Raw genomic sequence first — 13,806 nt, 5'->3', positions numbered from 1 at the left:
GTGGATAAAATTAGCAATTCAATCAAAAAAATTCTGAAAGAGCAACAGCTAGCGTTTAGTAATCAGACGGTGATCTTAGCTGTTTCTGCCGGTCCAGACTCAATGTCACTCCTGGCGGGCTTCTATCAGCTTAGTCGCCAATATGACATGAAACTGATTGTGGCGCACGTCGATCACCAGTTGCGGCCCGATAGTGCGGCGGAATATCGGTTGCTTCGAGAATACTGCGTTGCAAGAGATATTACTGTTTTGAATAAGCAGTGGCCGATTGCAGAACATCCGCCAAAGGGACTAGAGGCTTCTGCGCGAGAATTTCGCTATTCTTTTTTTACCGAGCTTATGCGTAAGTATAATGCCAGTTTCATCGCTACTGCGCATCATGCCGATGATCTGCTAGAGAATATTCTGATGAAGTTGATTCGCTCGGGTGATTTGCGCGAGATGACTAGTCCGAGGGCGGTAGTTAGGCAACAAGAACGGATCGTTGTCAGACCACTCATGGGTTTCTCTAAGAAGGAGTTACTCGATTACTGTCAGGTAAATCGGATTCCCTTCATCGTGGATGAAACTAATCAGAGAGACTTCACAATGCGTAATCGGGTTAGACACCACCTGGTGCCGTTACTTAAAGGAGAAAATTCGCAGATTTTGCAGAATGCGCTGTTCATGCAGGAGCAGGTGGCGCAACTAGATGGTCTTGCTAGTAGCCTGGTCAAACGGATTCCGCAGCCGGAACTACTTGGCAAGTGGCATCGTGGGCTATTTGTCGGTCCAAGGGATGCACTATCTGACCTTGAAACTGCCCAACAGGCACTCGTGTACGAGAAGCTAATTGCCCGTTACCTCCAGAAAAGTGTGAAGGTTGATGCAAAAAGATTGGCCCGTCTGGCAAAAATTGACGGAGGTCAAGTATTAGAACTGAAACAACAAGTTAAACTGGTTGTTACAAGACAGCATTATTTTCTTGTTGATGCCGCTCAGTTGGAGCTGCTATTGCAGACTTTACCGAAGCACATTGCAGTCGACAAGCAGTTTGTTGTGGGCGGTGACGTCTTCGTTGTTACAAAGAACAAGGCCGCTTTGCCAAACCATATCCTGCTGGGCACGTTTTATGCCGGTGAGACCAAGACCTTTGGCATTAGGCAAGTGCAGCCTGGCGATAAGGTGCGGCTCAGTGACGGTGCACATCAGCTAGTCAAAAAGCGTTTTGCGCCGCAGGGCATTCCAGCGAGTGTGCGCAATTACTTCTGGGGGCTAACCGATGAAGAGACACGTGATTATTTATGGATAGACTGTGCCTACACCAATCAGGTGATTCCAAAAAATAGTTGTCACTATGCAATTTATCAGGTATTAAAAAACTCTAAAGAAAAATAAATAATTAGTGGATTATTAGTATTTGTGGTATCATTTTTTAGTAATTCGAAGAGGATTTCCGGAGGTTATCTATGAAAAATAATAAGAATCGACTGTTAGGAAATGGTCTGTTCTATATTGTGGTGTTTGTAATTCTACTTGCTGGTATTAACTGGGCACTCGGCTCAGGTAATTCGAGCGGTTCAAGTGAAACAATCAAATATACGGAATTTGTAAAAGATTTAAAATCAAAGAAGATTGCCGAATTTAATATTCAGCCGTCAAACGGTGCTTATACAGTCTCTGGTAATTACAAAAAAGCGCAGACACCAAAGAAGAAAGCAAGCACAAGCTTTGATTTCTTCGGTGGCAGCCAATCGGGTAAGGTAACTGGATTCACTACCACAATATTGAGTAACGATTCGACCGTTAAAGAGGTTTCGGATCTTGCCCAAAAGAGTGGCACCGAGATTAATAGTCAGGGTGAATCTCAATCAGGTGCATGGATCTCAACCATCGTGATGCTTGTACCAACCGTCCTCTTCATTGTGATGCTCTGGATGATGATGAGCCAGAGTGGTCAAGGTGGCGGTGGAGGCGGCCGTGGTGTAATGAGCTTCGGCAAGTCAAAAGCTAAGCCACAAGATTCGAAGAAGAATAAGGTAAGATTCTCGGACGTTGCGGGTGCAGAGGAAGAGAAGCAAGAATTGGTTGAAGTCGTCGAGTTTTTGAAGGATCCGAGAAGATTCTTAGCTCTAGGCGCACGGATTCCGGCTGGCGTCCTGCTTGAGGGACCTCCCGGTACTGGTAAAACTTTGCTGGCCAAAGCTGTTGCCGGTGAGGCTGGTGTACCGTTCTACTCAATCTCCGGTTCTGACTTCGTCGAGATGTTTGTCGGTGTTGGTGCGTCTCGTGTACGTGATTTATTTGAGAATGCGAAGAAAAACGCGCCGGCAATCATCTTCATTGATGAAATCGATGCCGTAGGGCGTCAACGTGGTGCCGGCATGGGTGGTGGCCACGATGAACGTGAGCAAACATTGAACCAATTGCTGGTTGAGATGGACGGATTTACCGGTAACGAGGGCGTGATCGTGATGGCGGCTACTAACCGTTCTGACGTGCTTGATCCAGCGCTGCTTCGTCCGGGCCGTTTCGACCGGAAGATTCTCGTTGGTCGGCCAGATGTTAAGGGCCGTGAGGCTATCTTGAAGGTGCATTCTAAGAACAAGCCTTTGGGTGATGATGTTGATTTGAAGATGATCGCGCGGCAAACGCCAGGTTTCGTCGGTGCCGATTTAGAGAATGTGTTGAATGAGGCTGCACTTGTCGCAGCACGGCGCAACAAAAATGTGATTAATGCCGAGGATATTGATGAGGCGGAGGACCGAGTTATCGCCGGGCCAGCCAAGAAGGACCGGGTTATTTCTAAGAAAGAACGCGAAATGGTGGCCTTCCACGAAGCTGGACATGCCATTATCGGTTTAGTGTTGAACGACTCCCGTACCGTCCGGAAGGTAACTATCGTTCCGCGTGGACGAGCAGGTGGTTATGCCATCACATTACCTAAGGACGACCAGTTCCTCTTAACTAAGAAGGAATTGATGGAACAAATCGTTGGTTTGATGGGTGGGCGCACTGCTGAAGAGATTATCTTCAACGTGATTTCTACCGGTGCTTCAAATGACTTCGAGCAGGCGACACAGATTGCCCGGGGCATGGTGACCCAATATGGGATGACCGAGAAGCTCGGTACTGTTCAATTGGAGCAAGAGGGTCAACCGTTTGTGGGAGCTGGCTATGGTCAGTCACCTGCCTACAGTGAATCCACCGCCGCTGCAATTGATAGTGAAATTCGCCGAATTATTAACGAAGGACACGAACAAGCAAGACAGATTATTGAAGCTCATCGTGAACAACATAAGGTAATTGCTGAGGCATTGTTGAAGTATGAAACTCTGAATGAAGATCAAATTCTTTCATTGTTCAATACCGGTTCCATGCCTGATGATGGCAGTGAAGAATATCCAAGCGAAAAAGCATCGACTTACGAGGAAGCTAAGAAGGCTGCCGAGAAGAAAGATCATGCTAAAGTTGCTGAGGATGACACGAACGCCATCAATGAGCAAACCGCGCCAACTAATGTAGCAAATACAGGCGGAGATTTTTCAGAGTCAAGTGAAGAAGATAAAACAGTTGACAAAGATGACGCAAATAAAGACAATTAATCATTGTTAACAAGATAGAGCCTGTTGGCTCTATTTTTTGTGGAGGAATAAATGGACGAGAAGACAGATTATCTAGTTAAAGGGATTGATGGCACGAAGAATTTCCGGGCGATTGCTCTTAGGACGACTAACTTAGTCGAGGATGCACATTCACGGCATGATACCTGGAGTGCTTCTTCCGCGGCGCTTGGCCGGACGTTGACCGGTACGATTTTGCTTGCAGCGGCTGAACTGACGGATGATGAAGAATTGACCGTGCGGATTCAAGGAGACGGACCGGTTGGTGGGATTGTTGCCACGGGCAAGGCCGACTACACAGTGAAGGGCTATATTCAGAATGCGCATGTTGCTTTGCCAACCACGAAGGCGGGTAAAATTGACGTCGGCCGCGCTGTTGGTCAGGGACTGTTAGCAGTCACCAAAGATTTAGGATTAAAGGAACCTTTTACGGGTCAATCTGCCTTAATTTCCGGTGAGATTGCCGAGGACCTAACCTATTATCTTGCCCAATCTGAACAGATACCTTCCTCGGTTGGCTTGGCTGTGTTTGTTAATCCGAATGAGTCGATTGGTGCAGCGGGTGGCTTTATTCTTCAGGCTTTGCCCGGTGCCACGGAAGCCCAGATTACGACGGTGGAGCAACGGATTAAAAATTTACGCCCACTATCAGAACAATTTCTTGCTGGTGTAACACCAGAACAGCTATTGGCACAAATTCTCGGCGATGATTGCAAACTTTTGGAGACTAGTCCTGTTGCTTTTGAATGTGATTGCAGCAAAGAAAAGTTTGGTAAAATAATCGCGACGCTTGCTCGAAAGGATTTGTTGGAAATGGTTAACGAGGATCATGGAGCGGAAGCTAGCTGCAAGTTCTGTGGTAATCATTATGAGTTTAGTGAAGCCGAACTACAGCAAATGCTCTCAGCTAAATAGGCTGGCTTGTAGGAATATTTCTAAACTGTTAGAATAGTGCGAGTGAATTGAGGAGAACAGTATGTGGAAAATTAGGGATGTAGAGATTAAAAACCAGGTTGTAGTTGCGCCAATGGCTGGAATTAGTAACTCTGCCTTTCGGGTAATCTGTAAGGAATTTGGCGCTGGCATGGTTGTCTGTGAGATGATTTCCGATCGTGGAATTATACATAACAATGCTAAAACACTGGACATGTTGTACGTCGATCCAGTTGAACACCCAATGAGTATTCAAGTCTTCGGCGGGTCAAAAGAGACGCTTGTTCAGGCCGCTAAATTTATCGACCAGAATACCCAAGCTGATATTATCGATATTAACATGGGCTGTCCTGTACCGAAGGTAGTTAAGACGGATGCCGGTGCCCGCTGGCTACTTGACCCGAATAAAATTTACGAGATGGTCTCGGCCGTAGTTGATGTGGTGAATAAGCCCGTGACCGTGAAGATGCGTACCGGTTGGGATGAAGAGCACATCTATGCCGTTTCAAACGCACTCGCTGCTGAGCGTGCTGGTGCAAGCGCACTCGCAATGCATGGTCGTACTAGAAAACAGATGTATACCGGTAAGGCTGACTGGAATATTTTGAAACAGGTCAACGATGCCCTAACCATTCCATTCATCGGTAACGGCGACGTCGTGACACCACAGGACGCGAAGAGAATGCTCGATGAGGTCGGTAGTACGGCGGTCATGGTTGGCCGTGCAGCACTGGGAAATCCGTGGATTATTAAGGATATGGAACACTACCTAGAGACCGGTGAGCTTTTGCCAGAACAGACACCGCGGGAAAAGGTGGCAACGGCGAAGGAACAGCTCACGGCGTTGGTTGAGTTGAAGGGTGAGAAAATTGCTGTACCGGAATTTCGGCGGCAGGCAGCATATTATTTAAAAGGTGTTCCCCGTTCGACCCGTACTCGTGCTAAAATAAATGAGATATGGACACAAAAAGAGGTCTACGATCTTTTGGACCAATTCGTTGAAAAATACGAGGCACAGGAACAACAAAGAGCTCAACGAGCAACGACACAGGAGGCAATGTAAGTGGCACAACAAAACAAGGAACCCGAGATGAATGATCAGCTTCGCGTTCGGCGCGAGAAGATGGCTGACTTGCGGGAGCAGGGTATCGACCCGTTTGGGCAACGATTTGAGCGGACGGATTTAGCTCGTGACTTGCACGAGAAATACGACCAGGATGAGAAGGATACCCTCCTGGAGTCTATTCCAACGGCAACTATTGCTGGGCGAATGATGACTAAACGTGGCAAGGGAAAAGTCGGCTTTGCCGATATCCGTGACCGTTCTGGACGGATTCAAATTTACGTTAGAAAAGATGCGGTTGGTGAGGAGAACTACCAGATTTTCAAAAAAGCTGACCTGGGTGATTTTCTCGGCATCGAGGGTGAAGTGATGAAGACCGATACTGGTGAACTCACGGTGAAGGCTACTCATCTGACTTTCTTGACCAAAGCATTGCGCCCACTACCCGATAAATACCACGGTTTGAGCAATGTGGAGCAAATTTATCGGCAACGCTACCTAGATTTAATTGCGAACGACGATAGCTTTGAAAGATTCCAATTACGCAGCAAGATTATTAGCGCAATCAGACGCTATCTTGATGGGGTGGGGTTCACGGAAGTGGAAACACCGGTCTTACACACCCAAGCTGGTGGTGCGGCTGCGAAACCGTTTATTACCCATCATAATGCGCTCGACATGAGTCTTTACTTGCGCATCGCCTTAGAACTGCACCTGAAGAGGTTGATCGTCGGTGGGATGGAGCGCGTGTACGAGATTGGCCGTGTCTTTAGAAATGAAGGAATCGATACCAAGCACAATCCCGAGTTCACCATGCTCGAATCCTATGCTGCTTACTTTGATTTCAAAGATGTGATGGATGAAACCGAAGGAATTTTCCTGTATGTGGCCCAGAACGTCTTTGACCAGGAGATTTTCCCCTACGCGGACCACGAGATTGATTTAGGCAAGCCATTTAGAAGGCTACACATGGTTGATGCCATCAAGCAGGAAACAGGGGTAGACTTCTGGCAGCAGATGACCCTAGAAGAAGCGCGAAAAGTAGCAGATGAACACCATGTACACTACGAGCCATATTGGCAGGTGGGGCACATCATCAATGAGTTCTTCGAACAATTCGTCGAGGATACCTTGATTCAGCCAACATTCGTTTACGGTCATCCAATCGAGGTCTCACCGCTGGCAAAGAAAAATGTGGCGGATCCCCGGTTCACTGACCGGTTCGAGTTGTTCATCACCGGTAACGAGTTCGCGAACGCGTTTACCGAATTGAACGACCCAATCGACCAACGCGAGCGTTTTGAGGCCCAAGTCAAAGAGCGTGACGCTGGTAATGACGAAGCGGAGGGCATCGATGAGGATTACATCGAAGCACTTGAGTACGGTCTGCCACCTACTGGCGGGCTAGGAATCGGGATTGACCGTCTGGTAATGTTCTTTACCAATGCGAGCTCGATTAGAGACGTTTTGTTGTTCCCAACCATGCGTCCTGATAAAGCAAAAGACTAATAATAAAAAAATTCAAGAAATTTTATTTTAGACCTTTTCATGAATAGGGTTTAATGGTAAAATTCTTGTTATGCGGAAGTAGTTCAGTGGTAGAACATCAGCTTGCCATGCTGGGGGTCGCGGGTTCGAATCCCGTCTTCCGCTTTAATTTAAAACCCACCTAGGTGGGTTTTTTATATTTCAACGGGAAGTAGCTCAGCTTGGTAGAGCGCTACGTTCGGGACGTAGAGGTCGCAGGTTCAAATCCTGTTTTCCCGATTTTTTTGTGCTCTTTTTTTCTTTGGTGGTCCGTATAAGGGATGTGAAAGTTAAAGAAAGAGCTAATTAAGCGATTAATCAATCAAAAAATTTTACGAAACGTGCTAAGAGGTTTAAACTGTTAATCTAAGTTAGGCGGTGATTACATGGATAAGAATTTTACAGATAACGCACGAAATGCGTTAGAAATTGCACAAGAACAGGCGCTCAGCTTTCGCCATCACGTGATTGGTACGGAGCATTTGTTGCTCGCATTAACCATTGAATCGAAGGGCGTGGCGGGTAATATGCTGCGTGACTTAAGCCTCAATTCGATGATTCTGCGGGATGAAATCGAACGCTATACCGGTTACGGCAAGGTTGATCAAGGTCAGAGGAAACCGGTTGAGGATGAATATTTGCCTTTTTCACCACGGGTCAATGAAGTAATCGAATACGCAGCGGATCACGCACGTGAATTTGGCAGCAAGCAGATTGGTACGGCTCATCTTTTGCTTGGTCTAATTAGCTCAGACGAGATTCTAGCCGCGAGAATTCTCCAAAACCTAGGTGTAGAACTATTTCAGCTGAAGAAAAGTATCAAGAGTAACCTTGATGCAGGTGATGCACCGACATCCTGGGCGCAGAGTCTTAGAAAGGCCAACGCTAAGGCTGGCGGTAAAAACAATAAGTCTACTACACCAACGCTTGATTCGCTGGCGACGAACATGAACGAGAGTGTGCGCGATGGTAAGATCGATCCAGTTATTGGACGCACAACCGAGATTAAGCGTGTAATCCAGATTCTTTCTCGGAGAACGAAGAAGAATCCCGTGTTGGTTGGTGATCCTGGTGTCGGAAAGACTGCTGTAGCCGAGGCTATCGCACAGGCAATAGTGAATAAACAAGTGCCCGATGATTTACTGAAGAAACGCATCATGCTACTTGATATGGGTACTCTAGTGGCTGGAACCAAGTACCGGGGGGAGTTTGAAGACCGCCTGAAGAAGATTATGGATGAGGTTAAGGAAGACCGTAACGTCATTTTGTTCATCGATGAATTGCATACATTAATTGGTGCCGGTGGTGCAGAAGGTGCGATTGATGCATCCAATATTCTAAAACCAGCCTTGGCACGGGGCGATGTTCAGGTGATTGGTGCGACGACTTTCAACGAATATCAGAAGTACATTGAGAAAGATGCTGCGCTCGAACGCCGTTTTGCCCAAGTGAAGGTGGAGGAACCGAGTCCAGAGGATACTAAGCAAATTCTGACTGGCTTGAAGTCGGAGTATGAAGCGTTCCATGACGTGGTGATTACGGATGAAGCCATTAGTGATGCCGTGGACCTCAGTGTGCGCTACATTACCGGTCGCTTTTTGCCAGATAAGGCAATCGACTTAATTGATGAGGCCGCGGCCAAGGTCAAGATTAACACGGGTATTTCTAGCAGCGAGGAATTGCGACAACACGATGCCAAAATCAAGCAGATTATTGCAGATAAAGAAGATGCCATCTACATGCAAGACTTCGAGAAAGCTGCCGAGCTACGTGAGCAAGAGGCACTAGAACGCGAAAAAGAAGATCAGCTCCGGGCAAATCTGACGGAGAAGCGACGCAAGACAGCGATTGTTAGTGGGGCAGATATTGCACAGGTTATTTCCGATTGGACCGGCGTGCCGGTAACCAAGATGAAGAAGAGTGAAACTAAGCAACTGCTTAACCTGGAGAAAACGCTCCACCAACGGGTTATTGGCCAGGATAAGGCAATTAAGGCTGTGGCGAAGGCGATTCGCCGTTCGCGTGCAGGACTGAAGGATCCGAACCGTCCGATTGGTTCGTTTCTCTTCCTTGGGCCAACCGGTGTTGGTAAAACAGAGCTTGCAAAAAGCCTCGCGGAAGCAGTCTTTGGTGCCGAGAGCAACTTGATTAGGGTAGATATGTCCGAATTTATGGAATCTTATAGTAGCTCTAAGCTGATTGGGTCAGCTCCGGGTTACGTGGGCTACGAAGAGGGGGGCCAATTGAGTGAACAGGTGCGGAATAATCCTTACTCCGTTGTCTTACTGGATGAGGTCGAGAAGGCGCACCCTGACGTCTTTAATCTATTGTTGCAGGTACTCGATGATGGTTTCCTAACGGATTCTAAGGGGAGAAAAGTTGATTTTAGAAACACAATCATCATTATGACTTCTAATCTGGGTTCGAGAGCTCTGCGCGATGACAAAACAGTGGGATTCGGCATTAGTGCTGTTGCTGAGGATAAGATTAATCAGGAGAAGGTCAGAGAGGCGACTAAAGAGTTCTTCCGTCCCGAGTTTCTTAATAGAATTGACGAGACCGTCATCTTCGATTCATTGACAGCGCCAGAGCTACGGCAGATTGTGACATTGTTGACGAGAAAGATCAAAGATAGGCTCGCAGAAAAGGGCATTACACTAAATCTCTCTACCGCTGCACTCGATGTGATAGCAAAGAACGGATTCGACCCAGAGAACGGTGCCCGGCCAATCAGGAGGGCACTGCAACGGGACCTTGAGAATCGGCTCAGTGAACTGCTGATTGATGGGTCCGTCACCGCCGGTTCAACCATCAAGGTTGGTTCGAAGAACGGTACCTTAACGATTAAAACAATGGAACCGCAAACTGTTTAAATGTCAAGACTCTTTTTTGACAAAGTTGAAATTAACGAGTATAATCAATCTGTTAAAAGGCTGTCTAGTACAGTATTCCCCGATCTATTGTCCGGTGGAATGATAAGAACAAAAACGATATTTTTGTATTGTTTTTGTTTTTTTATTGCTCAAAAAGTCTTTTTTTGAAAATGTAACGCAAATGTAATATTTGTTTGAATGAGAAAGGATGTTTGATTTGGTAGGGACCAACGTAAACTACGGTAAACGCCGTACAAGAAGAAGTTTTTCCAGAATCAAAGAAGTACTTGAACTACCCAATTTAGTTGATATCCAAACGGATTCGTATAAATGGTTTTTAGATGAAGGCTTAAGCGACATGTTTGCCGACATCATGCCCATTGACGATTTTGCAGGCAATCTTTCTTTAGAGTTCGTAGACTACAAGTTACTTGAACCTAAATATACCGTCGACGAAGCACGTGACCACGATGCAAACTACTCTGCACCGCTGCACGTAACTTTAAAGTTGACGAACCATGAATCTGGTGAAATTAAGACACAAGATGTCTTCTTTGGCGATTTCCCATTGATGACAGAGCAAGGTACATTCATCATTAACGGTGCAGAACGTGTTATTGTCTCACAACTTGTTCGCTCACCTGGTGTGTACTTCCACTCAGATATCGATAAGAACGGTCGGACTCAATATGGTACAACGGTGATTCCTAACCGTGGTGCTTGGCTTGAATTCGAAACAGATGCTAAGGAACTTGCTTACGTGCGGATTGACCGGACCCGTAAGTTGCCAATTACTGTCCTAGTTCGGGCACTCGGTTTCGGCTCAGATAGCGAGATTACGGACATCTTGGGGATGAGTGATTCATTATCATACACAATTGAGAAGGATATTCACAAGAATCCGGCTGATTCGCGTGTTGCCGAAGGCTTGAAGGATATTTATGAGCGTCTTCGTCCGGGTGAACCTAAGACCGCTGATTCATCACGTTCACTGCTGTATGCTCGTTTCTTCGACCCAAAGCGTTACGACTTAGCACCAGTTGGTCGTTACAAAATCAACAAGAAGCTCTCATTGAAGACTCGTTTGTTGAAACAGACTTTAGCTGAGACATTGGCAGACCCAGATACTGGTGAAGTTATTGTGCAAAAGGGCGAAATTATCACGCACGAAGTGATGGATCGTCTCGCACCTTACCTTGACCGCGAGGACTTTAAGACAGTCACATATACCCCATCTGACGAGGGTGTTGTGGCTGAACCGATGACCGTGCAAGTAATCAAAGTCTTCTCACAAGTTGATCCAGAAAGAGAAGTCAAGTTAATCGGTAATGGACACGTTGACAAGAAGGTTAAGCACGTTATTCCTGCCGACATCATCGCCTCAATTAACTATTTCTTGAATCTTCAAGAAGGAATCGGTACAACCGATGATATCGATCACTTGGGTAACCGGCGTATTCGTTCAGTTGGTGAACTTTTGCAGAACCAATTCAGAATTGGTCTGTCACGGATGGAACGTGTCGTGAAGGAAAGAATGTCAATCCAAGACATTAACACTGTTACGCCACAACAACTGATCAATATTCGTCCTGTGGTGGCCTCAATCAAAGAATTCTTTGGTTCATCACAACTTTCACAATTCATGGATCAAACTAACCCACTTGGTGAATTGACCCATAAACGGCGTCTCTCAGCGCTTGGACCTGGTGGTTTGACTCGTGATCGTGCCGGATATGAGGTGCGTGACGTTCACTACACCCACTATGGCCGTATGTGTCCAATTGAGACACCAGAAGGTCCAAATATCGGACTGATCAACTCACTTGCGACGTATGCCGTGGTTAATAAGTATGGTTTCATTGAGACACCATACCGTCGTGTTGACTGGAACACACACAAGGTTACCGACAGAATTGACTACCTTACAGCTGATGAGGAAGATAACTTTATCGTGGCACAAGCCAACTCACTTCTGAACGAAGATGGTTCATTCGTTGACGATGTTGTTCTTGCAAGACACCGTGATGAGAACCTCGAAATCAGTCACGATAAGGTTGACTACATGGATGTTATTCCAAAGCAAGTGGTCTCAGTTGCCACTGCATGTATTCCTTTCTTGGAAAACGATGACTCGAACCGGGCCCTAATGGGTGCGAACATGCAAAGACAAGCTGTACCTTTGATTGATCCAAAGGCACCACTTGTTGGTACTGGTATCGAATACCGTGCGGCCCATGACTCAGGTACTGCTGTTTTGGCAGGAGCCGACGGTGTGGTCGAGTACGTTGACGCAAGAGAGATTAGAATTCGTCGTGCAGATCAAACACTCGATAAGTATGCTATTCAAAAATTCCGTCGTTCTAATGCTGGTAAGTCTTATAACCAAAGACCAATCGTCACTAAGGGTGAGGAAATTAAGAAGGGTGACATCATCGCAGATGGTCCAGCCATGGAAAAGGGTGAATTAGCATTGGGTCAAAACCCAATTATCGCCTTCATGACTTGGAACATGTATAACTTTGAGGATGCCATCGTTCTGTCTGAAAAGCTTGTTAAAGAAGATAAATATACCTCAATTCATATTGAAGAATACGAATCAGAGGCTCGTGATACTAAACTTGGACCTGAGGAAATCACCCGGGAGATTCCAAACGTTGGTGAGGAATCACTACGGGACCTCGACGAACAGGGAATTATCCGTGTTGGTGCCGAAGTACATGATGGTGATATTCTGGTGGGTAAAGTTACACCGAAGGGTGTGACAGAACTATCTGCTGAAGAGCGCTTGTTACACGCTATTTTTGGTGAAAAGGCCCGCGAAGTGCGTGATACTTCACTCCGTGTACCTCATGGTGGCGGCGGAATTATTCAAGACGTCAAGGTATTCACCCGAGAAGCCGGCGATGAGTTAGCACCAGGCGTGAACATGATGGTTCGTGTTTACATCACGCAAAAGAGAAAGATTCAGGTCGGTGACAAGATGGCTGGCCGTCATGGTAACAAGGGTACTGTATCAATCGTGGTACCTGAAGAGGATATGCCATTCCTTCCAGATGGCACACCAGTTGATATCTGCTTGAACCCAATGGGTGTTCCATCACGGATGAACATTGGTCAAGTACTGGAATTGCACTTAGGGATGGCTGCTAGAAAATTAGGCATCCACGTTGCCACTCCCGTCTTCGATGGTGCATCCGAGAAAGACATGTGGGAAACTGTTAAAGAAGCTGATATGCCTAAAGATGGTAAGACCGTGCTTTATGACGGACGTACCGGTGAGCCATTCCACAACCGTGTTTCCGTTGGTGTCATGTACTATATGAAGCTCTCACACATGGTTGACGACAAGATCCATGCTCGTTCAATCGGACCTTACTCACTCGTTACACAACAACCTCTAGGTGGTAAAGCACAATTTGGTGGTCAAAGATTTGGTGAAATGGAAGTTTGGGCACTTGAAGCTTATGGTGCCGCATATACACTTCAAGAAATTTTGACATACAAATCAGATGACGTTGTTGGTCGTGTAAAGACTTACGAAGCAATTGTCAAAGGTGATAAGATTCCAAAACCTGGTGTTCCCGAATCATTCCGTGTTCTTGTGAAGGAATTACAAGCACTCGGATTAGACATGAAGGTGCTCGATATTAATGAGAAAGAAATTGAGCTCCGTGATATGGACGATGAGAATCAAGACAGCGTAAACGTTGACGCACTATCCAAGATGGCTGAGGAACAAGAGGCTAAGAAGCTTGCAGAAGAAGCCAAGAAAGCAGAAGACAAGCTCAATGATGAGGTTTCAAAATAA

General features: G+C 46.3%; 7 protein-coding genes and 2 tRNA genes. All 9 read left to right on the top strand.

From position 1 onward, the window contains the following. On the top strand, window positions 1–1,377 hold the full coding sequence (tilS, locus tag LA20533_RS02545; protein ID WP_056946638.1) for a tRNA lysidine(34) synthetase TilS: 1,377 nt from the start codon (window positions 1–3) through the stop codon (window positions 1,375–1,377). A 71-nt stretch (window positions 1,378–1,448) separates the two neighbouring features. Continuing rightward, a complete protein-coding gene (ftsH, locus tag LA20533_RS02540) occupies window positions 1,449–3,584 on the top strand; it encodes an ATP-dependent zinc metalloprotease FtsH (protein WP_056946635.1) in 2,136 nt (711 codons plus the stop codon). A 51-nt stretch (window positions 3,585–3,635) separates the two neighbouring features. Continuing rightward, entirely contained in the window at window positions 3,636–4,517 is an 882-nt protein-coding gene (gene hslO / locus LA20533_RS02535; protein ID WP_054745323.1) for an Hsp33 family molecular chaperone HslO, read from the top strand. A gap of 61 nt (window positions 4,518–4,578) precedes the next feature. Then, window positions 4,579–5,598 carry a tRNA dihydrouridine synthase DusB gene (gene dusB / locus LA20533_RS02530; protein WP_054745324.1) on the top strand — a complete coding sequence of 340 codons (1,020 nt, stop codon included), beginning with the start codon at window positions 4,579–4,581 and terminating at the stop codon, window positions 5,596–5,598. Window positions 5,599–5,625: 27 nt separating this feature from the next. Further along, window positions 5,626–7,107: a lysine--tRNA ligase gene (lysS, locus tag LA20533_RS02525; protein WP_056946807.1), complete on the top strand. Its 1,482-nt coding sequence runs from the start codon at window positions 5,626–5,628 to the stop codon at window positions 7,105–7,107. Between the two features lie 72 nt (window positions 7,108–7,179). Next, window positions 7,180–7,251, top strand: a tRNA-Gly gene (locus tag LA20533_RS02520). A 40-nt stretch (window positions 7,252–7,291) separates the two neighbouring features. Beyond that, window positions 7,292–7,365 (top strand) — tRNA-Pro (locus tag LA20533_RS02515). Between the two features lie 146 nt (window positions 7,366–7,511). Further along, the gene (locus LA20533_RS02510; RefSeq protein WP_056946633.1) at window positions 7,512–9,998 is read left to right on the top strand and encodes an ATP-dependent Clp protease ATP-binding subunit; all 2,487 of its coding nucleotides are present in this window, start codon (window positions 7,512–7,514) and stop codon (window positions 9,996–9,998) included. A gap of 217 nt (window positions 9,999–10,215) precedes the next feature. After that, the gene (gene rpoB / locus LA20533_RS02505) at window positions 10,216–13,806 is read left to right on the top strand and encodes a DNA-directed RNA polymerase subunit beta (RefSeq protein WP_141322565.1); all 3,591 of its coding nucleotides are present in this window, start codon (window positions 10,216–10,218) and stop codon (window positions 13,804–13,806) included.

Origin of the sequence: Amylolactobacillus amylophilus DSM 20533 = JCM 1125, assembly GCF_001936335.1 — a bacterium.
GTDB classification, from domain to species: Bacteria; Bacillota; Bacilli; order Lactobacillales; family Lactobacillaceae; genus Amylolactobacillus; species Amylolactobacillus amylophilus.
The sequence above is the reverse complement of the archived record's forward strand: the minus strand, read 5'-3'. Positions and strand labels throughout refer to the sequence as shown.

Bases quoted from the DNA above. Each gene is read 5' to 3' on its own strand.
- dusB (WP_054745324.1), top strand. From the start codon at position 4,579: ATGTGGAAAATTAGGGATGTAGAGATTAAAAACCAGGTTGTAGTTGCG.
- hslO (WP_054745323.1), top strand. From the start codon at position 3,636: ATGGACGAGAAGACAGATTATCTAGTTAAAGGGATTGATGGCACGAAG.
- ftsH (WP_056946635.1), top strand. From the start codon at position 1,449: ATGAAAAATAATAAGAATCGACTGTTAGGAAATGGTCTGTTCTATATT.
- lysS (WP_056946807.1), top strand. From the start codon at position 5,626: ATGAATGATCAGCTTCGCGTTCGGCGCGAGAAGATGGCTGACTTGCGG.
- LA20533_RS02510 (WP_056946633.1), top strand. From the start codon at position 7,512: ATGGATAAGAATTTTACAGATAACGCACGAAATGCGTTAGAAATTGCA.